Annotated in this window: 22 protein-coding genes; 11 read left to right on the top strand and 11 right to left on the bottom strand. The window is 43.0% G+C overall.

What is annotated here, in order from left to right; translation table 11 throughout:
* Window positions 1–201 precede the first annotated feature (201 nt).
* Both I2484_RS16045 and I2484_RS16040 read left to right on the top strand, forming a co-directional pair.
* On the top strand, window positions 202–747 hold the full coding sequence (locus I2484_RS16045; RefSeq protein WP_207152055.1) for an RNA polymerase sigma factor: 546 nt from the start codon (window positions 202–204) through the stop codon (window positions 745–747).
* Between the two features lie 98 nt (window positions 748–845).
* The gene (locus tag I2484_RS16040) at window positions 846–2,303 is read left to right on the top strand and encodes a phospholipase D family protein (RefSeq protein WP_207152060.1); all 1,458 of its coding nucleotides are present in this window, start codon (window positions 846–848) and stop codon (window positions 2,301–2,303) included.
* Between the two features lie 119 nt (window positions 2,304–2,422).
* Here I2484_RS16040 and I2484_RS16035 read toward each other — a convergent pair whose 3' ends face one another.
* Both I2484_RS16035 and I2484_RS16030 read right to left on the bottom strand, forming a co-directional pair.
* On the bottom strand, window positions 2,423–2,608 hold the full coding sequence (locus I2484_RS16035; RefSeq protein ID WP_207152054.1) for an SE1832 family protein: 186 nt from the start codon (window positions 2,606–2,608) through the stop codon (window positions 2,423–2,425).
* Between the two features lie 237 nt (window positions 2,609–2,845).
* Entirely contained in the window at window positions 2,846–3,907 is a 1,062-nt protein-coding gene (locus tag I2484_RS16030) for a PseG/SpsG family protein (protein ID WP_207152053.1), read from the bottom strand.
* A 135-nt stretch (window positions 3,908–4,042) separates the two neighbouring features.
* On the opposite strand from I2484_RS16030, the gene I2484_RS16025 reads away from it, so the two are divergent.
* From I2484_RS16025 to I2484_RS15995, 7 genes are all read left to right on the top strand, one after another.
* The gene (locus I2484_RS16025; protein WP_255551509.1) at window positions 4,043–5,968 is read left to right on the top strand and encodes a cation:proton antiporter; all 1,926 of its coding nucleotides are present in this window, start codon (window positions 4,043–4,045) and stop codon (window positions 5,966–5,968) included.
* 281 nt (window positions 5,969–6,249) lie between these two features.
* Entirely contained in the window at window positions 6,250–8,424 is a 2,175-nt protein-coding gene (locus tag I2484_RS16020; protein WP_207152052.1) for a DNA topoisomerase III, read from the top strand.
* Between the two features lie 100 nt (window positions 8,425–8,524).
* Window positions 8,525–9,127 carry a hypothetical protein gene (locus I2484_RS16015; RefSeq protein ID WP_207152051.1) on the top strand — a complete coding sequence of 201 codons (603 nt, stop codon included), beginning with the start codon at window positions 8,525–8,527 and terminating at the stop codon, window positions 9,125–9,127.
* A 58-nt stretch (window positions 9,128–9,185) separates the two neighbouring features.
* Entirely contained in the window at window positions 9,186–9,677 is a 492-nt protein-coding gene (ybaK, locus tag I2484_RS16010; RefSeq protein ID WP_207152050.1) for a Cys-tRNA(Pro) deacylase, read from the top strand.
* A 136-nt stretch (window positions 9,678–9,813) separates the two neighbouring features.
* Complete coding sequence (locus tag I2484_RS16005) at window positions 9,814–10,446, top strand: YczE/YyaS/YitT family protein (protein WP_207152049.1); 633 nt, start codon at window positions 9,814–9,816, stop codon at window positions 10,444–10,446.
* 99 nt (window positions 10,447–10,545) lie between these two features.
* Window positions 10,546–11,613 (top strand): hypothetical protein, encoded by a 1,068-nt coding sequence (locus I2484_RS16000; RefSeq protein ID WP_207152048.1) that lies wholly within the window; start codon window positions 10,546–10,548, stop codon window positions 11,611–11,613.
* Window positions 11,614–11,691: 78 nt separating this feature from the next.
* Complete coding sequence (locus tag I2484_RS15995; RefSeq protein WP_207152058.1) at window positions 11,692–12,882, top strand: glycine C-acetyltransferase; 1,191 nt, start codon at window positions 11,692–11,694, stop codon at window positions 12,880–12,882.
* Window positions 12,883–13,094: 212 nt separating this feature from the next.
* Here I2484_RS15995 and I2484_RS15990 read toward each other — a convergent pair whose 3' ends face one another.
* Complete coding sequence (locus I2484_RS15990) at window positions 13,095–13,763, bottom strand: hypothetical protein (RefSeq protein ID WP_207152047.1); 669 nt, start codon at window positions 13,761–13,763, stop codon at window positions 13,095–13,097.
* A 193-nt stretch (window positions 13,764–13,956) separates the two neighbouring features.
* On the opposite strand from I2484_RS15990, the gene I2484_RS15985 reads away from it, so the two are divergent.
* On the top strand, window positions 13,957–14,901 hold the full coding sequence (locus I2484_RS15985) for an L-threonine 3-dehydrogenase (protein ID WP_207152046.1): 945 nt from the start codon (window positions 13,957–13,959) through the stop codon (window positions 14,899–14,901).
* A gap of 130 nt (window positions 14,902–15,031) precedes the next feature.
* On the opposite strand, the gene I2484_RS15980 is transcribed toward I2484_RS15985, so the two are convergent.
* The 8 genes from I2484_RS15980 to I2484_RS15945 all read right to left on the bottom strand — a co-directional run bounded on the left by I2484_RS15980 (window position 15,032) and on the right by I2484_RS15945 (window position 19,783).
* Window positions 15,032–16,384 carry a YjiH family protein gene (locus I2484_RS15980; RefSeq protein ID WP_207152045.1) on the bottom strand — a complete coding sequence of 451 codons (1,353 nt, stop codon included), beginning with the start codon at window positions 16,382–16,384 and terminating at the stop codon, window positions 15,032–15,034.
* 258 nt (window positions 16,385–16,642) lie between these two features.
* A complete protein-coding gene (gene bshB2, locus I2484_RS15975; protein WP_207152057.1) occupies window positions 16,643–17,323 on the bottom strand; it encodes a bacillithiol biosynthesis deacetylase BshB2 in 681 nt (226 codons plus the stop codon).
* Between the two features lie 22 nt (window positions 17,324–17,345).
* Entirely contained in the window at window positions 17,346–17,696 is a 351-nt protein-coding gene (locus I2484_RS15970) for a YojF family protein (protein WP_186668008.1), read from the bottom strand.
* 185 nt (window positions 17,697–17,881) lie between these two features.
* A complete protein-coding gene (locus tag I2484_RS15965) occupies window positions 17,882–18,100 on the bottom strand; it encodes a hypothetical protein (protein ID WP_207152044.1) in 219 nt (72 codons plus the stop codon).
* Between the two features lie 47 nt (window positions 18,101–18,147).
* Window positions 18,148–18,306 carry a hypothetical protein gene (locus I2484_RS15960; protein ID WP_207152043.1) on the bottom strand — a complete coding sequence of 53 codons (159 nt, stop codon included), beginning with the start codon at window positions 18,304–18,306 and terminating at the stop codon, window positions 18,148–18,150.
* Window positions 18,272–18,469 (bottom strand): hypothetical protein, encoded by a 198-nt coding sequence (locus tag I2484_RS15955; protein ID WP_207152042.1) that lies wholly within the window; start codon window positions 18,467–18,469, stop codon window positions 18,272–18,274. Before I2484_RS15955 ends, I2484_RS15960 begins: the two co-directional genes overlap by 35 nt.
* A 153-nt stretch (window positions 18,470–18,622) precedes the next feature.
* Window positions 18,623–19,456, bottom strand: coding sequence for a bifunctional hydroxymethylpyrimidine kinase/phosphomethylpyrimidine kinase (gene thiD, locus I2484_RS15950; RefSeq protein WP_207152041.1), 834 nt, complete (start codon window positions 19,454–19,456; stop codon window positions 18,623–18,625).
* Window positions 19,457–19,516: 60 nt separating this feature from the next.
* Window positions 19,517–19,783, bottom strand: a complete 267-nt coding sequence (locus I2484_RS15945) for a hypothetical protein (protein ID WP_207152040.1) — start codon at window positions 19,781–19,783, stop codon at window positions 19,517–19,519.
* 112 nt (window positions 19,784–19,895) lie between these two features.
* Here I2484_RS15945 and I2484_RS15940 point away from each other — a divergent pair, with 112 nt between their 5' ends.
* Window positions 19,896–20,642 (top strand): DUF4230 domain-containing protein, encoded by a 747-nt coding sequence (locus tag I2484_RS15940; protein ID WP_346014207.1) that lies wholly within the window; start codon window positions 19,896–19,898, stop codon window positions 20,640–20,642.
* Window positions 20,643–20,648 lie beyond the last annotated feature (6 nt).

Genomic DNA, 20,648 nt, shown 5'->3' with positions numbered 1-20,648 from the left:
AGCCGCTCGGGTCATAAGCAATCCAGCTATGTGGCAAAGAGCGCCACTTCGCTGGATCGTCTTATGCCTGTCGCGTCTAAACGGCGCCCTCCGCTTTTCAAGCTTACACGTTTGTAAGTATACTGAAAGAGAATACGATGGTTTGAAAGGCCCCAATTGTCGATAATAAGAACAACAGATAGAAGACGGGGGCGTTATGTTATGAACAAGAAACTAAATGGGTTGTATGAAGAATATGGCCGATACATATATCATTTATGTCTTAAATTAACACGTAATAAAGAGGAAGCAGAAGATCTTATGCAAGATGTATGGGTTAAAGTCGTCCGTTACAACGATCGTATGGATAGCGTTGACCATATGAAAGCGTGGCTTACAACAATCTGTATGAACACATTCCGGGATCGCTACCGCAAAGATGTCAGAAGAAGCAAGCATGTGATGAACCAGCCAGAAACGCTCGACGTGCCGATTCTTGATCTTGTTCCGAGTGATAGTTTAACGCCAGCGGAATTGCTAGAGCAAAATGATATTCAATCAATTGTTCAACAAAAGATTGGCGAACTTGATGTGATTTACAGAAGAACAATTCAGTATTTCTATGTTCATCAATATTCTTTGATTGAGATTGCAGAAGTAATGAAAGTATCGATTGGTACGGTGAAATCACGACTGTTCCGAGCGAAAAAGTATTTGAAAGAACTGATGATTGCTGATACAGCAGTGCATGAATACGTCACTGCATAAGGGCGCAGCCAAAGGAGGCTGTGCTTTTTGTTTGCAAAAATGTGAAATAGGGAACCTAGACAACTAGATAGATATGTTTGAATGGGGATGGGTGTGTGTTGAAAAAGAACAAAAAGAATGGCTGGAGCAAGCGCAAGCGAATTATTGTGATAGTGCTGTCAGTGTATGCTCTATTTTATATAGGTCTTATTTTATTAAACACATATAAAAAACTTCCTGAAGGCGTTTCATACGAAGGTGATTTGCACTGGACGGACGATGTGGACATGTTCACCGACTTGACCTACGCGCAAAACAAAGACGGGGACAGCATGGTGCATGAGTTGATGATTTTCGATGAAGTCTACGCAATGATTGACCGGGCCGAGCAATTTATCGTGCTCGATTATTTCCTGTTCGATCATTATTACGATGAAGACATAGAATTCCCTGAAATCGTGCAAACAATGACAAAGAAACTAGTGGAGAAAAAACAGCAATATCCTGATATGCCGATTATTTTTATTACAGATCCGCTGAATACAGGATACGGTTCTTACGAAACAGAGTGGTTCACAAAAATGGAAGATGCCGGAATCGAAGTCATCTATACTGACTTGGAACCGCTCCGTGATTCAATCCCAATTTATTCCGGATTGTACAGGTCAATTTTCCGATGGTTGGATGTTGAGAAGACAGGTTGGATTGCAAACGCAATGTCAAGCAAGGCTCCTAAAATGACATTGGCTTCTTACATTACGTTACTGAATGTCAAGGCGAACCACCGCAAGACCGTTGTAACGGATAAAGAAGCACTGGTATCATCAGGAAATCCGCATAACGCAAGCGGTTTTCACGGCAATGTGGCATTGAAGGTGAAAGGCAGTGTGCTGAATGATATTTTAGAGGCGGAAGAAGCGGTCATCAACTATACGAATGGCGGTAAATTGCCGCGCGTAGAAGTGCCGGAACAAAACGGGGGGAACTATGCCGTCCAATATTTGACGGAGAAGAAAATCCTGGATGGACTTCTTGGCGATATTGCGAAAGCGCAAGAAGGGGATACCATTCGAATTGGGATGTTCTTAATTGCAAAACGTGATCTTGTCAATGCACTTATCGATGCTGCGAACCGCGGTGTAGACGTGAAAATGATTTTGGACCCGAATGAAAACGCCTTCGGTAAAGAAAAGTCGGGTTTGCCAAACAGGCCGGTTGTACAGGAGATGCTAGAAGAAACGGATGGAAAAATTGGCGTCCGCTGGTACAATACGGTTATTGGTCAATACCATACTAAACTCGTGGTTGTTCAGACAACCGAGGAAACGTACATTGCGAACGGCTCTGCTAATTTGACTGAACGAACGCTCGACAATTATAATCTGGAAGCCAATCTGCGGGTCATTGCACCGAATGACAGTGAATTAACTAAAGAGATAGATACTTACTTTGGCAGACTATGGAACAATGAGGATGCGTTGTACACACTTGACGTGGAAGAGTTTCAAGATCGATTCACTTTCTTCCAACGAGGTATCTATGGTTTACAGAAACTGTTGAAAATGACAACTTATTGAGGTGGAGAATACTGTTATGGGTGATTTTTGAGTTGATATCATCGGTCAGCCAGAAGTTTTAGTCGAATGAAAAAATGCATATAAAAAAGGCTATCCTTTATCCTGGATAGCCTTTTTGTTCATTCAAATTCTGCGAGTTGCTTATTTAGTTCTGCTAGATTGCCTTCCAACTTTGCAAGACGCAGTTCCGCCTTCTGAACGAAGCTGTCATTACCAGTCGATTCGAGCTTCTCGATATCGCCTTGCAAACTGATATAGTCCATTTTGAGTTCCATGATTGCTGTTTCTACTTGACGTTTGTTCATCCGTAAAACACCTCAGCTTTTTAAAAGTTAGAAAGTATAAGTTTTTCAACCTAGAGCGGTGTCTAGCTCCAGCGCCTAGCCCCTCGAGTCGCTTCAGTCCTTAAGGTAAAGGCAAAGTGCGCCTTTATCTTAAGGCCCTCCGACGTACAGGACGTACTAGTGCCGACGTTGCCACAGGACGTGGCGAATTTAGTCGGCCAGCACTTTTCGGGTCTACCAAGGCGCTTCCGCTTTTACTCAGTGTAGCATATCTGACGTTTTTTTTCCTGCGCCGCCAGTATTGCGTTTCGGATACTCGAGGTAATAGCGTATCGCTTCGCATACAGCTTCTATTCCATCTCCGAGCCCGAGTGCGGTTTGACGTGCGATTGCTTTTTTACGCAGCGGTTCGTGCAAGAGGGGTTCCATGATGGCGTTTAACAAGCTCGATTGTTTCACTTTTCGGCCGAGGCCAAGATGAATAAAGCCGTGCTGTTCTTTCGGGAAAGCGAGTCCCACTTCGAAATCGTTCTGTGCGAGTACGACGCATGGGATACCCATTACTGCGACTTCATAGGGCATATAACCAGAAGCACATAAAATGATATCTGCTGCCGCGTAGACTTCGGCGAAGTTGTATGGAGGCACCAATACGGTTGTATTCCGTCTTTCGAGGGCCATCATGCGAATTGTGCTCGTATCATGGGAGTACTGTTCACCGATGAGAACGGTGACTTTAAGTGGGATTTGAAGTTGCATGATATGACGCAACGCCCGGTACGTCAAGTTACCTTCATCTTCTTCGCCGAATGAAATCACCAGATGAGGAAGAGGACCTATCTGTGATTTGCGGAGTCCGATGTGCTTAAATGGAGCCATATGTTCATCGGCAATGAAACTCTCACGCCCAAGTACGTAATGATCTGGTGCACTGTCATTCGAATCGACATATAATGTCTGGAACACGAGGTCAGCGCATTTACCACCGTCGCCAAAATCATCGAAATGGATGATGGAGGGGACGAGTTCAGTTATCTTTTCAATCTCCTCTTGAATAGTAGAGCCACTGTCGCGGAGGAGTAGATCGGGTTTGAGTGATGCGAGCGCCTGTAAAAATAGCACATTGCTTGGGGTTGAAATAGTTTTAGACCCCTCAGGTGCTGGCGGGGAATCCGCTCCGCATAAGTATACGATCTCTATTTCGTCAGCCAAGGCGTTTGTAATCATGGCTGCTCTACGCGCGGGGTATGTCCCTTTTCCGTCCGACCTGGAAATATGGATGGCGACTGTTTTCTTTTGTTGTCCGTCTATTGGAATCACCCTTTCATGCTAGCTTGATAAATTCATCCCTATAACCTTATGCATTGGACTATTAGGATATGTCTATTTTTGGTGGACTGAAACTGGTAGTATGGTAAACTAACATTATTTCCAATTAGGAACGGAGTGATTCCATTGTTTGATTCACTATTATTCGATTTGATGCTCGTTGTTTTAATTGGGATTTTATCGCAATGGGCGGCTTGGAAATTTCGAATGCCAGCAATTGTTGTCATGTCTGTTGCCGGACTTCTAGTCGGACCCATTTTTGATCTTATTAACCCCAAGGAGAGTATGGGAGATCTATTCGGTCCAATTATTACGTTTGCCGTGGCAATTATTTTGTTTGAGGGTAGTTTGAATCTAGATTTTAAAGAAATTAAGGGCTTTAGCAAGCCGATAGCTCGTATTGTGACTGTAGGTGCATTCATTGCATGGATTGCTGGATCGCTTGCGGCACACTATTTGGCGGGACTTTCCTGGGCGGTTGCCCTTGTAATTGGTGGCCTGTTCATTGTTACGGGCCCAACTGTTATTTTGCCGCTCTTGAGGCAAGCAAAGCTGAAACCGCGTCCAGCAGCTATTTTGAAATGGGAATCGATTGTTGTTGATCCGTTTGGTGCATTGCTTGCGGTATTCGCTTTTGAGTTCATCAAATTTTTGAATAGCCAAGTGACATTGAATGCGTTGCTGTTGTTCTTCGCGGCATCTATTTTTGCGGTACTCCTTGGTTGGGGGGCTGCCCGGGTCATTGGTGGGGCGTTCGAGCGCGGCGGTATTCCAGAATTTCTGAAAGCGCCGGTACTCTTTGCAGTCGTCCTATTCACGTTCGTTTTCGCAGATGAAATCATGCACGAGACTGGATTGCTCGCAGTAACGGCGATGGGGATGACGATGGCGAATATGCGCTTGACGTCAATGCATGACATACGGCAATTCAAAGAGAATATTTCCGTTCTTCTTATTTCGGGTATATTTGTCATGTTGACGGCGTCACTTGATCCGCATATTCTCATCGAAATTTTTAATCCGCGTATTATCGTGTATGTACTGGCGATGTTGGTTATCGTCAGACCCTTATCAATTTGGCTGGCGACAATTAATACAGAGTTAAACGTTCGCGAAAAAATTCTAATCGGATGGATTGCGCCAAGGGGAATAGTGGCTCTAACAGTTTCAGGCTATTTTGCGACGATATTACTCGATAATGGCTATAAAGATGCAGAACTATTGACCGCGCTGACATTCGCACTGGTTTTCTCAACAGTGGTTCTACACGGGTTTTCAATTAGCTTCTTGGCTAAGAAACTGAATCTCACAACGACGGAGGAATCAGGCGTATTACTCGTTGGGAGCTCACGATTTGCAGCGGAGTTTGCCAAATCAGTGAAAGAAACTGGGAATGATGTGCTACTTATCGATCAGTCATGGGCAGAACTATTACATGCCCGAAAGCTTGGACTCAATAGTTATGTTGGAGATATCCTTTCGGAGCAAATCGACTATCATTTCGACTTTGCACCATATCGGTATATCCTTGCAATGACGAAGACTGATACGTACAATGCACATATTTGCTCAGACTTTGCGCCTGATCTTGGCAGTAAAAACTTGTATCAGACGGCATTCCACGTTGGAAACGATGCTGATGAATTCACGATAACGGGCGGCCAATCACTGTTCTCGCCTGCCGTTTCAATCTATGAGTTGGAAGAACGGATGAATGTAGGGCATGGCATCCGTAAAACATTAATTACAAAACAATATAGTTACACACAGTATTTACGCGAGCGAGATGATAAATCGATACTGCTTTACATTTTACGTGCGGACGGTGCAATTGAATTTTATACACCGAAAACAGAACCACAGGCAACTGCAGGTGATGCAATTATCGCGCTCACATCACCTGAGAAAACGATTGAACGGGTGAAAGAGCGTTTGGATGAAGAGAACAGTGAAACGTCTATATCCTATGAGAAAGTAAAAGACTTATTTATAAGAGATGAAAAGCTAGAAAAGCCGGTTATTCCAGGAGACGTGCCACTTTCTGCAAAATGACTATTGTTAGAAGTGGTAGGCTGAGCTCGAAAGGGGTTGGCCGCCACTTTTTTTGTAGCGTAGGAAACTATAAAATCACGTACTGTGGTTAAGTTGCACAATAGAGATTTCACACCTGGACTCCAGCGTCTAGAGGCTCGGGTCGCTTGTCGGGGCTGAATAGGCACTTGCGCTTTAATTCTTGCGATGAACCATGAATTATGGCTTCGGTTCATTCGCCCGACATGCATCCAATCACGTTCTCCCGTATAATCGGATGTATGAAGGAAGGGGATCTACCTATGTCTAAATCACTTGTACTGGCTGAAAAGCCGTCCGTGGCTCGCGATATCGCGCGGGTACTCGGCTGCAATAAAAAAGGAAATGGATTTCTTGAAGGAACAAATTATATCGTTACGTGGGCGCTCGGCCATCTCGTGACACATGCGGATCCAGAAGGCTATGGCAATGAATTCAAGGAATGGAAACTTGAACATTTACCGATTATTCCTGCACCGTTCAAACTTGTCCCAATCCGCCAAACGATGAAACAGTTCAATGCGGTTAAAGCGCAGCTTCAACGCAACGATGTAACAGACATCATCATTGCGACGGATGCGGGGCGCGAAGGGGAACTTGTTGCACGCTGGATTCTAGAGCAGGCGAAAGTTCGCAAGCCCGTCAAACGGTTGTGGATTTCATCGGTCACCGATAAAGCGATCAATGACGGTTTTAACAACTTGAAAGACGGCCGCGCTTATGAGAACTTGTATCAGGCGGCAGTAGCCCGTGCAGAAGCGGACTGGGTCGTTGGTATTAACGCAACGCGTGCACTAACCGTTAAATACAATGCCCAACTTTCAACAGGACGCGTTCAGACGCCGACACTTGCGATGATTGCGGAACGTGAGCACCAAATCCGCGATTTCAAGCCGAAATCATTCTACGGTATGCAAGCGTTGACGGAAACCGCGAAGTTTACTTGGCATGATAAAGCGGGTCAAACACAGTCGTTCGACAAAGAGCTAGTCGAAAAGGTCCTCGGGAAAATTGACGGGGTTCATGCTGGAAAAGTGATAGATGTAAAAACAACGCCGAAATCACAGCCGGCACCTCATTTATTCGATTTAACAGAGCTCCAGAAAGAAGCGCACCGACGCTGGTCTTGGTCAGCAAAAGAAACGCTGTCGACGTTGCAAAACTTATACGAGCGCCATAAAGCTGTAACTTACCCGCGTACCGATTCGAAGCATCTGACATCGGACATGGAAAGCACATTGAAAGAGCGCATTAAAGCCGTGGATATTGGTCCGTATCGTAAAGCGACCAACACACTTCTGCGTGCAGGAGTCGTTAAACCGCAGAAAGGCGTCATTGATGACAAACGTGTTTCGGATCATCATGCTATTATTCCTACCGAAGAAACACCAATTCTTCAAAACTTGTCTGATAAGGAACAACGTTTATATGATTTAATCGTCAAACGTTTCTTAGCTGTCTTCTTCGGTCCGTTCCGTTATGACCAAGTAACCGCTGAACTCGCAGTTGGTGGGGAGACATTCAAAGCAAAAGGCCGTACTGTTACGGATGAAGGCTGGAAAAAAGTTTATTCAACAGAGGAAGAAGAGCTAGACACAGATACACTTCCACCATTTACAAAAGGTGAAGAAGTGAAAATTCAGGCCATTGTAATGACGAATGGTCAAACAAAACCGCCTGCTCGATTCAATGAAGGAACTTTGCTTGCGGCGATGGAAAACCCCTCGCAGTTCATGCAAGGTGAATCAAAAGAACTTATTAAAATGATTGGTGAAACAGGCGGTCTTGGAACAGTTGCGACGCGTGCTGATGTCATTGAACGCCTATTCAACTCATTCGTTATGGAGAAAAAGGGCAATGATATCTATACGACGTCTAAAGGACGCCAACTGCTGGAGCTCGTTCCAGAAGATTTGAAATCACCGGCCTTAACAGCGGAATGGGAACAAGGGCTAACAAAAATCGCAAATGGCCAGATGAAAAAAGAAGAGTTCATGAAAGATATGATCGCCTTTTCGAAGCAAACCGTTACTGAAATTAAAACAGATGATAAAAAATATAAACATGATAATGTCACGGGGAAAGCGTGTCCAGATTGCGGTAAACTACTGTTAGAAGTGAACGGCAAGCGTGGCAAAATGCTAGTTTGCCAGGACCGTGAGTGCGGCCATCGTAAAAATGTCTCCATGCTGACAAATGCTAGATGTCCAGTTTGTAAAAAGAAATTGGAGATGCGCGGTGAAGGTGACGGACGGATTTTCGTTTGTAAATGTGGTCACCGTGAGAAGTTGTCGGCATTTGAGAAGCGCAAAGAGAACTCGGGCGGAAAAAAAGCGGACAAACGCGATGTTCAGAAGTACATGAAAAAGCAGGGAGCACCGGAAGAATTGGAGAATACCGCAATGGCGGATGCGCTAAAGAAACTATTCGATAAGTAAATCGATTATAGAGCTTTCGTAGGGTTTATAGTTGCAAATGAAATAGGTATACTATAGTTAATAGATTATTGTAACTATTGAAAGGGGGAGGTGAAGTTCTATGAATGCAATTATGACCCGTGCTACAGCCGGCGACAATAGCCAGCGATATGAGGCAAATAGGCGCAGGAGTGCTGAAAGTGCTTATAATCGCAATGTCCAATACAATGGGGAAAACCAAAAATTGGTTGAAAAACTGGAGACTTTATTGACCGGGAAGAAAGGGTCTGAAATCGTTCAGTCTGAAAGACAGGAATTCCAGCCGCTTAGTGGAGGGCAAATGAAGCAGATTGCGCTGCCGATTGGAAAGACGCTTGAAGAGTCGATTGATAGTTGGAGAGATGTGCGGGCTGAAGCGATATCGGAACCAGAACCGACGACAGCAGATTATAATCTTGCTGCAACTGCATCAGCAAAAATCATGCGGACAGAAGCGCAGATCAGGCTACATAACAGGGCACGATCTGAAATTGAGATGTCGGTTGCAAGTGAAGAAGCCGCTACAGCAAAATTGGCATCTATGGAACTTCCCACTGCCCTCGATCGGGAAGTACTCATCGTGCAAAGGCGGTACGAAAAGGCGATTTCATCTTATTCTTTCCAAGTGATGATGAAACAGAAAGGGTTCGAAATCGATCGGCCGAGCTTTTATAAAACTGCATGACGTAAGGTCGCCTGTTCGATGGCGGCCTTTTCGTTTTTAGAAAAGGGGGGATGAATGAATGGCGAAACAGAGTAAAATAGTGAAAACGAATGCATTGCGGATTTTAGATGGGGAAAAAGTAAGCTACGAACTAATGGAATACGACGTAAATGACGGACTGGTGGATGGGGTTTCTGTCGCAGAAAAAACAGGGCAGGCAGTAGACATCGTTTATAAGACACTTGTCACAATAGCAGGGCCGCGTGAACTTTTCATCTATTTAGTGCCGGTTGCTGCCGAACTTGATTTGAAAAAAGCGGCAAGAGCTGCCGTAGTGAAAAAGCTTGATATGTTACCGTTGAAAGAGTTGACGAAAGAAACAGGTTATGTGCGCGGAGGCTGTTCAGCTGTCGGGATGAAAAAGAAATACCCGACATTCATCGACAAATCAGCAGAAAGTCTCGATTTGATGATTGTTAGTGCGGGTAAACCAGGATTGCAGATGAAGCTGATTCCCGGCGAGCTGGCTAAGATGACTGAAGCGCTTTTTATCGACATTGTAAAAAGTTGATAGTCTGTATCGAGGGTAGAAGGCATGCTACAATGAGAAGATGACAAGTAAGACATTCATGCGTGTTGCGTGAGTGTCTTTTAGTATTGTTCGTATCTACTAGCTACTTACACATTCATTAGGAAGAAGGACTTATATGAGAAAGATATTAATATGGAGATGGACATTTTTTTTGGTAGGAATGATGATCCTGTCGCTAGGCATTTCAATGACGATTAAAGGCCAAGGGCTTGGAATCGGACCGTGGGATGTATTGCATGTCGGGCTATATAAAAACTTTGGCTTGACGATTGGCACATGGGGGATTATTACGGGATTCATTATTGTCATTTCAACTGCTGCGGTTTTGAAAGAATGGCCGCAGATTGGCACATGGTTGAATATGATTTTAATTGGACTTTTTATCGACTTATTCAATTGGCTGCTACCAGATATCACTACGATGGGCGCGCAAATATTTATGTTCTCAGCAGGTGTAATTGTTATGGGGTATGGCGTCGGGATTTATATATCACCCAATATCGGCGCGGGTCCACGGGATAGTCTTATGCTGGTCCTTGTCAAAAAAACGGGAGCTAGTGTGAAAAAGGTTCGGACTACACTTGAAGTCATTGTTGCAATTGTAGGTTGGTTATTCGGCGGACCAATTGGAATTGGGACAGTATTAATTGCTTTGTTTTTGGGGCAAATTGCTCATTACACATTGCCGCAGTGCCGTAAATTCCTATTGAAAGTTATCCGTAAAGAGGAAGAGGAGGCTTTATTCTAAATCGAAAATTATTAATTTCCCCAAGCATGTGCCTCCGAGCCGTGCTTTTTTTTATTGTCTGAGCATACGTTAATCGTATGTACAGAAAGGATGATCAGAATGAATGGAACAATCACCCAATATATGGGGACAGCCTATACAGGTGCTGGAATCTCCCACAAATATGACGAAATGATTGCTTTGGCTTCACAAACTTTATTTCTAAAATGTCCTCCTACAAATGCAATTTCAAGCGTGTTGAATGAAGCCGCCGCACATTACGTCAAGCAGGGCTATGACATAGATCGGTTTATGGATCCCATACAGCCTGAGAAAACGGACGCAATCTATATTAAAGGGCCAAACGTACTGATCCTTCAAGCGTCCCATCCAGTTGCACTTGAACCAACAGATATAGGTGGGAAACATAAGGTTATCAGTTTTTACGATGTCTATGATGAAGTCAAATTGCGTGAACTGAACGGCTCGATTGTGAAAATGTTGACAGAATCGAGCGTTGCGTTAAGAAAAGCTTTACAAGCGCTCAAAGATGCAAAAGGCATTCATGATGATTGGGAAAAAGTGAACATCAGACGAATGATGTGGGATCTCCATGTGGATAAAATAAATTCATTGAAAGAAGAACTGTTTGGTACAATCCAGCTGAATAAAGGGTCGGTTGTTTCGCACAGACTTATCGGTTCATTGACATCTGGAGGGGCGCAAGATTTCATGTCCTCCATTACAAAGCGAATCGATCGAAGGATGCTGATAAAGGCTTTTCCGGGAACGGGAAAATCAACACTTATGAAAACGCTTGGAGCGGAAGCCGAGAAGCGTGGATTTGACGTTCAGTACGGGTGGTGTGGACTGGATCCTTCTGGGGTAGATCTCGTTCTTTTTCCTGAACTATCAGTGTGCATTCTTGACGCGACAGAACCGCATGTTTACGACTGTGAACGTTCTGGGGATGAATTGCTCGACTTCATGAACTTATGTGAAGAAGATGCGGACGCTGAAGAGGAAATTGCCGTAATCCGTGAGACATATTCAGAGAAGATGCTCGATGCCACTGGTTATATGCAGTCTCATGCACAAGCTGAAAATAGTATGAAAGCCATGATGGATTCAACTATTATACGATCCGTATTCGAGAAGAAGACGGGTGCGCTGTTGAATTTGATTTAAAAAGTAAACGCTTTATTCTACGATTGGGCCGGTCGTATGTTAAAATGGGGGTATCATTTGTTTGAAAGGAAGATTACATTGTCAAAAGTACTCAACGCATTTTTACAGAAGAACCTAAAAGAACTCCGTGATCAAGGACTTTACAACGAAATTGACCCTATTGAAGGACCAAATGGCCCAATCATTAAAATTAAAGGAAAAGACCTTATTAACTTGTCATCAAATAACTATCTGGGGCTTGCAACAGACGAAGATTTGAAAAGTCTAGCGATTGCCGCAACTGAAAAATACGGCGTCGGAGCAGGTGCAGTCCGTACAATCAATGGCACGCTCGATATCCACGTTAAGCTAGAAAAGAAGCTTGCTGAATTCAAAGGGACAGAAGCCGCAATATCTTACCAATCAGGCTTCAACTGTAATATGGCTGCAATTTCCGCTGTTATGACTAAAAAAGACGCAATTCTATCGGATGAATTAAATCACGCATCTATCATCGATGGCTGCCGCCTTTCTGGTGCGAAAGTAATTCGCGTCAATCACCAGGATATGGATGACCTTCGTGCAAAAGCAAAAGAGGCAACGGAATCCGGCCTGTATGAAAAAGTAATGTACATTACGGACGGCGTGTTCTCAATGGATGGCAATATCGCCAACCTTCCTGAAGTTGTGAAAATTGCGAAGGAATTCGACTTGATCACTTATGTCGATGACGCGCACGGTTCAGGCGTTACTGGCAAAGGAAAAGGGACCGTCAAACATTTCGGTCTTGAAAAAGAGATTGACCTTCAAATGGGTACATTGTCGAAAGCAATCGGCGTCGTCGGCGGTTACGTTGCTGGAACTCAGGAATTGATTGACTGGCTGAAAGTTCGTTCACGTCCATTCCTATTCTCCACGGCACTTCCGGCAGGGGATGTCGCTGCGATTATGGGTGCATTGGACAAGATATCGGAATCCACTGAGCTACATGATAAACTGTGGGAAAACGGAAACTACTTGAAAGCGGGGCTTAAGAAATTAGGCTTCAATATCGGTGCTTCAGAAACGCCAATCACACCATGTATAATCGGTGAAGAGAAGCTGACACAACAATTTTCAAAACGTCTTGCGGAAGAAGGCGTCTATGCTAAATCAATCGTCTTCCCAACAGTCGCTAAAGGAAAAGGTCGCGTCCGCAACATGCCAACTGCAGCGCATACTAAAGAAATGATTGACGAAGCACTCGTCATTTACGAAAAAGTTGGTAAAGAACTGAATGTGATTTCATAATAAACTAGAAATCCCGGATGGCTTAGATGCTGTCCGGGATTTTGTTTTGGACCATGCAGGGGTTTTGTAATGTCATGGCAAACAGCAGGAAAACGAGGTGAACCGAAGAGAAAGAAAACGGTTCGCTGTTAGTGGGAAAAGAGTAATACTAACGAATTAGCACATACTTAAACAAACAAAAAAAGCCTCAAACTAGAGGCTTTTTTTGTTTGCTAAATTTTAAAATCTCCACTTTCAAATCGTCTCATCGTATGATGCAATACATACCGTTGCATACCAATTGCGCTTTTGATGGACTGATCTGCTTCTTGTCGAAACGTATCCCGATTCCCGCGCTTATGAGCCGCGTAAGCTTTTAAGGAATGAATCATCCAAGGTGTGTGCAGCTTAGCTAGAAACTCACTCGCTTTATCGAAATTACCATTCATCACATAAGCATGACCGAAATAATAATCTTTATATTCCTGACCACTGATATTTTCCGCATGCATCAAAAGATTCTTAGAATTCTTTTGGAATAAAGCGAGGTTTGCCCCATAAACATCAGACATATCTTGTTGCACATAAGTATTCATAATTCGTTTCAATGCATTTTCTACATCGCGTTTATCTCCATGTGCCAGTGCATAGGAATAACCAAAAATCGGCTTCTTATAATTGCCGGAAATGTAGCGGCCGATAGCCCGAAGTGATGTGGACTTATAAATAATATACATTGGCCAAAGAATCGAAACTGCAACATACAGCGCAAGAACAATAAGGAATACAATCAACTTAGGTACGCCGTATGAGATGAGCACAAATGTGAGAATAATACCAGTTGCGATCAGTAGGATGAATTTAAATACGTTCGAAAAGATGGAAGGCTTATTCTTTAGCATCATGCACCTCACGTTTTTCTTTAATTATAACAGAAAGGCCTGACGAGGATTAATTAAGATGGAGAATGTCGTTGTCTTTTCTGGGAGAACGTTTTATAATGAACTAAGGTAATAGAATCAACTAAAATGTGAAATCAGAATATGAGTGTACTCCCCATAAACACAAATGTTTGAAAGTGAGGAATAGATAATAATGAAAAAAATCATGGTGACAGGCGCTTCAGGTCAAATTGGTTCAGAACTAATTACAAAGCTACGTTCAGAATATGGCACAGAAAACGTCTTGGCAACAGATATACGTCGCACGGATGTAGCAACAGAAGGTCCATTTGAAGTACTTGACGTGACAGATGCGAACAATATGCATGCGCTTGCAAAGGAGTTCGGTGCAGACACGATGATGCACATGGCTGCATTACTATCTGCTAAAGCGGAAGATGAGCCGTTATTTGCATGGAATCTCAATATGGGCGGCCTTATGAACGCACTTGAAGTGTCACGCGAACTGGACATGCAGTTTTTTACACCAAGTTCAATCGGTGCATTCGGTCCTTCAACACCGAAAAAAGATACACCACAAGATACATTACAACGACCGACCACAATGTATGGTGTCAATAAAGTCGCTGGTGAATTGTTGTGCGATTACTATTTCCACAAATTTGGAATGGATACGCGCGGCGTCCGTTTCCCAGGACTCATCTCATATGTTGCTCAACCGGGTGGCGGAACGACGGATTACGCGGTAGATATTTACTACAAAGCACTTGAGGAAGGTAAATACACTTCTTATATTGCAGAAGGAACGCGTATGGATATGATGTATATGCCGGATGCATTACAAGCGATTGTCGATTTAATGGAAGCGGATCCAACGAAACTGATTCACCGCAATGCATTTAATGTAACTGCGATGAGTTTTGAACCGTCTGAAATTGCAGCTTCTATAAAAAAACAGATTCCTACTTTTGAAATAGCATACGATGTAGATCCAGTACGCCAGGCGATTGCTGACAGCTGGCCAGATTCGATTGATCCAACAGCTGCTATAAATGAATGGGGCTTCAAAGCCAACTACGATTTGGATAAAATGACAGTGGACATGTTGTCGAAACTAAAAACTAAATTGAATGTTTAATATAACTGCCGCGGGAAAGTTTCCGCGGTTTTTATTTTGGCATGAAAGATGGCATATCCTTCTTGAAGCGGTCATATTCATCCACGTACAAAAAAAACCTTGCAGATTACTGCAAGGTCTTCATGTTTGATTAAAACAAAAGATGTGCCACTCCTGCGATAATCGGCAATGAAATGATCGTACGCAAGAGGAAAATAACAACAAGTTCGAAAAAGTTTACCGGTATTTTTGAGCCTAGCAGAAGTCCCCCAACTTCGGCCATGAAAATGAGCTGAGTCACTGAAACAGTGGCAACAACGAATAATGTCAACTCAGATGTAATCAGACCATTCGCAAGGATTACAGGCAGGAACATATCTGTGAATCCAACGACCATAAGTTGCGCCGCGTCTGCTGCCTCAGGTATACCTAGGATGGACAGAATTGGTTCGAATGGTTTCCCTAAAATCGTGAAGACACTTGTATACTCCGCGAGAATCAATGCAATCGTTCCGAAAGCCATAACGACCGGAATGACACCAATCCACATATCAAGGACATTTTTCAGGCCCTCTGAAAAAGTTTTAACCAATGAACGACTGTTATTCGCTTTTGTTAACGCGTTTTCAAGCCCGTGCGTAAAAGAACTGTATCCCTTTGGTAACTTTTCTTCATCGCCTGTAAACGGTCTACCGTCTATGTATTCATCTTTCTTTTTTGAAAGAGGATAAATCCGGGGCATGATAAATGCAAGGATTAGACCAGTTAATACAACTGTTCCGTAAAACGGTATGAAATAAGCGCCGAGTCCAACTTCTTCAATAATGACGATAGAAAAGGTAATCGACACAACAGAGAAGGTTGTTCCAATAATAGCTGCTTCTTTCTTTGTATAAAAACCTTCTTCATACTGCTTACTTGTTAGTAAAACACCAATTGTTCCATCCCCAATCCATGATGTCAGTGCATCAATGGAAGAACGACCCGGTATTTTAAAGAGTGGACGCATTACTTTTACCATCATCGTTCCAAAAAATTCGAGTAAACCGAAATTTAAAAGAAGTGGTAAAAGAATTCCCGCGAATAAAAAGATAGTGAACAGGAATGTAACGAGACCGGTTTCACTTAGCAGTAGTGCGCCCGTATTTTCACTCCAAATAGCTTCTGGGCCTAATTGAAGCAATGTAAGTACAGCTAAAGTAGCACCTATAATCCGGACTATTGTCCAAAAGAGCGAGACCTTGAATAAATTTGTTATAAAGGATGGCTTGACTTTGTCGCCTTGAATAGCCAAAAATACAACTGAACCGAGTGCTGCGATAATTAGCGTAATTGTCGCGATCCATGGCATAACCGGAGCAATCGATCCTGACAATATATCTGCAAATATAGCAATTGGTATTTTCCAGTCCCCGGCATACTTCATCGGTACCATGAACAACAGAATACCGAGTATTGATGGAACTAGAAAATAGAACCATGTTGATAAAGAAAATTTCTTCATATTATATTCCCCTTTTTGTAACAGTATAACATGTATATGGTGAATAATTATACATATAATATTGTTTTATATCTTAATGAATAAAGTATATACTATTAAAACTTTTCAGTCTATTACTTTTGAAAAACCTTGTAGCTATCATATCGTAACGAGTTTTATTTTCAGGTATAAATAGTTTGATTAGTTAATAAAAATACATAAAAAAGAGACTGTAAAATCAAAGTGATTTCGCAGTCTCTTTCTATATAAATATTGCTCTTATTCGAAGTCTTTATCCCATTGATACGTATAAAAATGCTCAAAATTAAGCCATTTAAGTGCATCTGGATCCTGCGCTGCTAATTTTATCTCCATCTCTTTCATCATCCAAACGGTCTGGGATGCATGAGCTTTTAGCGTTGCGATTTTTTTATCTGCATTCGCTGTGATATCGTGAACGACATCGGGTTTTCCTAGAACTTCAACGGTGTTATTCGCAAAGGCGAGTGTATAAAGTGTAGGACGTTCCGTTTCCGGCATTCTTCGGACCGCCCGGACAACTGCACGCGCAGTCGCATCGTGATCGGGATGGACAGCAAGACCAGGATAGAATGTGATGACGAGTGAAGGATTCGTTTCTTCGATTAAATCTGCAACTAGCTTAACCATTTTTTCATCATCTTCAAATTCAACTGTTTTATCACGGAATCCCATCATCCGTAAATCATCAAGTCCCATTGCTTCACACGCTTTTTTCAGTTCTTCTTTGCGGATTTGAGGCAATGTTTCGCGATTTGCAAATGGTGGATTGCCAAGGTTACGTCCCATTTCACCTAAAGTTAAGCAAGCGTACGTAACAGGTACACCCATATCTCTGTAAGACGAAATGGTGCCGGATACGCCGAATGCTTCGTCATCTGGGTGGGGGAATACGACAAGTACATGACGTTCTTTTTTAATCATAAAAAAATTGCCTCCTTAATTAATATGTGAACGGTGTTTCGCTGATTTCAAGCGCTACTGCAAGTTTACCTTCTGCATCGAGTCCTGCCATAAGCAAACGCCCGTGTTCGTCGAGTTTATAATGAGTAATGCCTTGCGCATAAATCCATCCGGATGGCAGTTTCAATCCGATGCGGTGGGGCGAATCGCCGGCCACTTTACCGAGTTCGAATTTAATAACGATGTTGCGAATGAATGCACCAGCGTTGAAAACACTTTCATTGAAATGGGCTGCATATGAGCCGTTAGTTGTTTCGAGATGGATATAGACATCTTTATTGGCAAAAGAAGTTATGAGTTCCTGTAAATGATCAGGTTTTACTAATTCCATGAATAGCCCTCCTTAAAACTGTAACTGTGCTTCTCTTCAGTATATAGAAAAGGATGGTTGAATGCGATTCATGGGTCTTGACGTGGAAATATTTCGGCGAACGGTAGGAGTCTTCTGGAAACTTGGTGGGGTTTCCAACGAAATTCGTGAAGTTTCCAACAAACTCCTTGAGGTGTCCAACGAACCTATAGAAGTGTCCAACCATTTAAGGAAAGCGTCCAACAAAGCGTGGAGTTTCCAACGAAATCGGTGAAGCCTCCAACAAACTCCTCGCGGTGTCCAATGAACCGTGGGTTTCCAACGAAATCGGTGAAGCCTCCAACGAACTCCTTGAGGTGTCCAACAAACCTATAGAAGTGTCCAACCATTTCAGGAAAGCGTCCAACGAAGCGTGGAGTTTCCAACGAAATCGGTGAAGCCTCCAACAAACTCCTCGAGGTGTCCAACAAACCTATAGAAGTGTCCAACCATTTAAGGAAAGCGTCCAACGAAGCGTGGAGTTTCCAACGAAATCGGTGAAGCCTCCAACAAACTTCTTGAGGTGTCCAACAAACCTATAGAAGTGTCCAACCATTTCAGGAAAGCGTCCAACAAACCGTGGAGTTTCCAACGAAATCGGTGAAGCCTCCAACAAACTCCTCGAGGTGTCCAACAAACCGGGGGTTTCCAACGAAATCGGTGAAGCCTCCAACAAACTCCTCGGGGTGTCCAACGAACCTATAGAAGTGTCCAACCATTCGAAGAAAGCGTCCAACGAACCGTGGGGTTTCCAACGAAATCCGTGAAGCCTCCAACAAACTCCTTGAGGTGTCCAACGAACCTATAGAGGTGTCCAACCATTCAAGGAAAGCGTCCAACGAACCAACAATAAAACCGCCGAGAGACAACCATCTCTTGGCGGTTTTATTGTTCTTGAAATAACTTTATTAAATTTCAGTCATTGTGATTTCAGGTGCGCCGAAACGGTTTTTCGCTCCGTGCATCACAGGTCCGACGTATTCGTTTAGTTTCCAGCCGTTTGCAATGGCTGCTGTGACAAATTTCTTTGCTTCAAATACAGATTCTTTAACATCTAGGCCGTTAGCTAGGTTTGCTGTGATTGCTGCGGCAAACGTACAGCCCGCACCGTGATTGTAAGTTGTCGCTGTTTTCTCTGCTTCAAGAAGAGTGAACGTTTTGCCGTCAAAGAACAGATCCACAGCTTTATCGTGTTCCAGCTGTTTGCCGCCTTTGATGACAACATTGCGAGCACCAAGTGAATGGATCTTTTCTGCGACTGCTTTCATGTCTTCGATCGTTTTCGGTGTTTTTGTGCCAGCAAGTTGTCCTGCTTCGAACAAGTTTGGTGTTACAATTTCTGCTTTTGGAAGAAGGAATTCAACCATTGCGTCTACTGTTCCAGGATTCAACACTTCATCTTCACCCTTACAAACCATAACTGGATCGATGACTACATGACTGAGGCCTGATTCTGAAATCGCGTTTCCTGCGATTTTAATAATTTCTTCTGTGCTAAGCATGCCTGTTTTAATCGCATCGATTCCTGTTGAAAGTGCAGTTTTGATTTGCGCTTTCAAAACGTCGACGGGTAATGAGTAAACGCCATGTGACCAATTATTATCTGGATCCATTGTCACGATAACTGTAATTGCTGTCATCCCGTATGTACCGTGCTCTTGGAATGTTTTTAAGTCCGCCGCAATCCCAGCGCCACCTGATGTATCGGATCCTGCGATCGTCAAAGTCTTTTTAAGCGTCATAATTGGTCTGTCTCCTTTTTTGAATAAATTCTAACTTAATCTTATCAAAAAAATTGGGAATTACAATTGTCCGATGTTATCAGCCTTCATCATTTTATAAACGGAGTATGTGAGCAGTGCTGCAAAACTACAAATCACAGCAGCACCGAGAAAGTGTTTGCTTATCATAAGCCCGATTGCAAGAGCTAACATGACGATAATTACACACAGGATAAAGATAAGAAAAACGATGAGCCCAGCGTTTTTAGAACGTTCCGGCACACGGTTACCGTGTTTTGCCGCTTCAGAAACTTTTTTCATTTTGTCACGCAATTGCATATCAGCCATGTCGCATCCCCCTTATACAATCGTACCATGTCTTTCTAGTTGTTTGAACTGGAACTTTCCTATAATGTGAACGTATAAGATAGTGTCGGAAAAAGAGGAAAAGAGGGATGAAGTGGCGGATGATAAGAAAATCGAACAGCTGTTAAAAGAATTAAAAGCTTCCAAAGAACAAACGGCAGTTACGATGGAAGAAATAGAAGACCGTCCGCGTGGATTTTGGAGTGTCGGGAAAGTATTTTATTCACTATGGAAAAAGTCGTTCATCGCAATTGCCCTTCTAATTTTACTGTTGATTGTCGCTTTGCCGTTTGCGACATTCTTCATTTTAAAACAAGGGAGTACATTCACAGAACAAAAAGGCGCATTCCTTGAACAAATCCAAGACCTGAACGAACTTGCAACAGCTGAAGCTTATACAAAAGTTATCATTGAACGACAAGATAATACATTGTTTGGACAGAGCATTGGACTTAATTTGCCAGGAACGAAACGGCAGTTATTGGTTGTTATTCCGGGATCAGTGAAAGCTGGTGTCGACATGTCCAGCCTTACGGAAAAAGATGTCGTTGTCGATGATAAGAAAAAAACAGCTATACTTACATTGCCGCCCGCTACCTTTTTAGGAGGAGCAGAAATTTATTTCGATAAAGTCGAAGTGTATTCCTATGAAGGGGTCTTCCGGGAAAAAGCGAATATTGAAGAGGCCTACGAACTTGCCGCTGAAGCGAAAAAGCTTATATTGGAAGAAACCGCAGGACAAGGTGTCTTGGTAACGGCGCAACAGAATGCCGAGAAGACACTGAAAGAAATGTTTTCATTCGCTGGATATGACGTTACGATTGAATTCAAGGAGCAGTGATGGATT

Origin of the sequence: Sporosarcina sp. E16_8, assembly GCF_017347095.1 — a bacterium.
In the GTDB taxonomy this organism is placed as follows: domain Bacteria; phylum Bacillota; class Bacilli; order Bacillales_A; family Planococcaceae; genus Sporosarcina.
This window is presented reverse-complemented; position numbering and strand designations above follow the sequence as displayed.

Bases quoted from the DNA above. Each gene is read 5' to 3' on its own strand.
- I2484_RS16045 (WP_207152055.1), top strand. From the start codon at position 202: ATGAACAAGAAACTAAATGGGTTGTATGAAGAATATGGCCGATACATA.
- thiD (WP_207152041.1), bottom strand. From the start codon at position 19,456: ATGACGCTTAAAAAGACTTTGACGATCGCAGGATCCGATACATCAGGT.
- I2484_RS15970 (WP_186668008.1), bottom strand. From the start codon at position 17,696: ATGGAATTAGTAAAACCTGATCATTTACAGGAACTCATAACTTCTTTT.
- I2484_RS16015 (WP_207152051.1), top strand. From the start codon at position 8,525: ATGAATGCAATTATGACCCGTGCTACAGCCGGCGACAATAGCCAGCGA.
- I2484_RS16005 (WP_207152049.1), top strand. From the start codon at position 9,814: ATGAGAAAGATATTAATATGGAGATGGACATTTTTTTTGGTAGGAATG.
- I2484_RS16035 (WP_207152054.1), bottom strand. From the start codon at position 2,608: ATGAACAAACGTCAAGTAGAAACAGCAATCATGGAACTCAAAATGGAC.
- ybaK (WP_207152050.1), top strand. From the start codon at position 9,186: ATGGCGAAACAGAGTAAAATAGTGAAAACGAATGCATTGCGGATTTTA.
- I2484_RS15945 (WP_207152040.1), bottom strand. From the start codon at position 19,783: ATGGCTGATATGCAATTGCGTGACAAAATGAAAAAAGTTTCTGAAGCG.
- I2484_RS15985 (WP_207152046.1), top strand. From the start codon at position 13,957: ATGAAAAAAATCATGGTGACAGGCGCTTCAGGTCAAATTGGTTCAGAA.
- I2484_RS15990 (WP_207152047.1), bottom strand. From the start codon at position 13,763: ATGCTAAAGAATAAGCCTTCCATCTTTTCGAACGTATTTAAATTCATC.
- I2484_RS16020 (WP_207152052.1), top strand. From the start codon at position 6,250: ATGTCTAAATCACTTGTACTGGCTGAAAAGCCGTCCGTGGCTCGCGAT.
- I2484_RS15980 (WP_207152045.1), bottom strand. From the start codon at position 16,384: ATGAAGAAATTTTCTTTATCAACATGGTTCTATTTTCTAGTTCCATCA.
- I2484_RS16000 (WP_207152048.1), top strand. From the start codon at position 10,546: ATGAATGGAACAATCACCCAATATATGGGGACAGCCTATACAGGTGCT.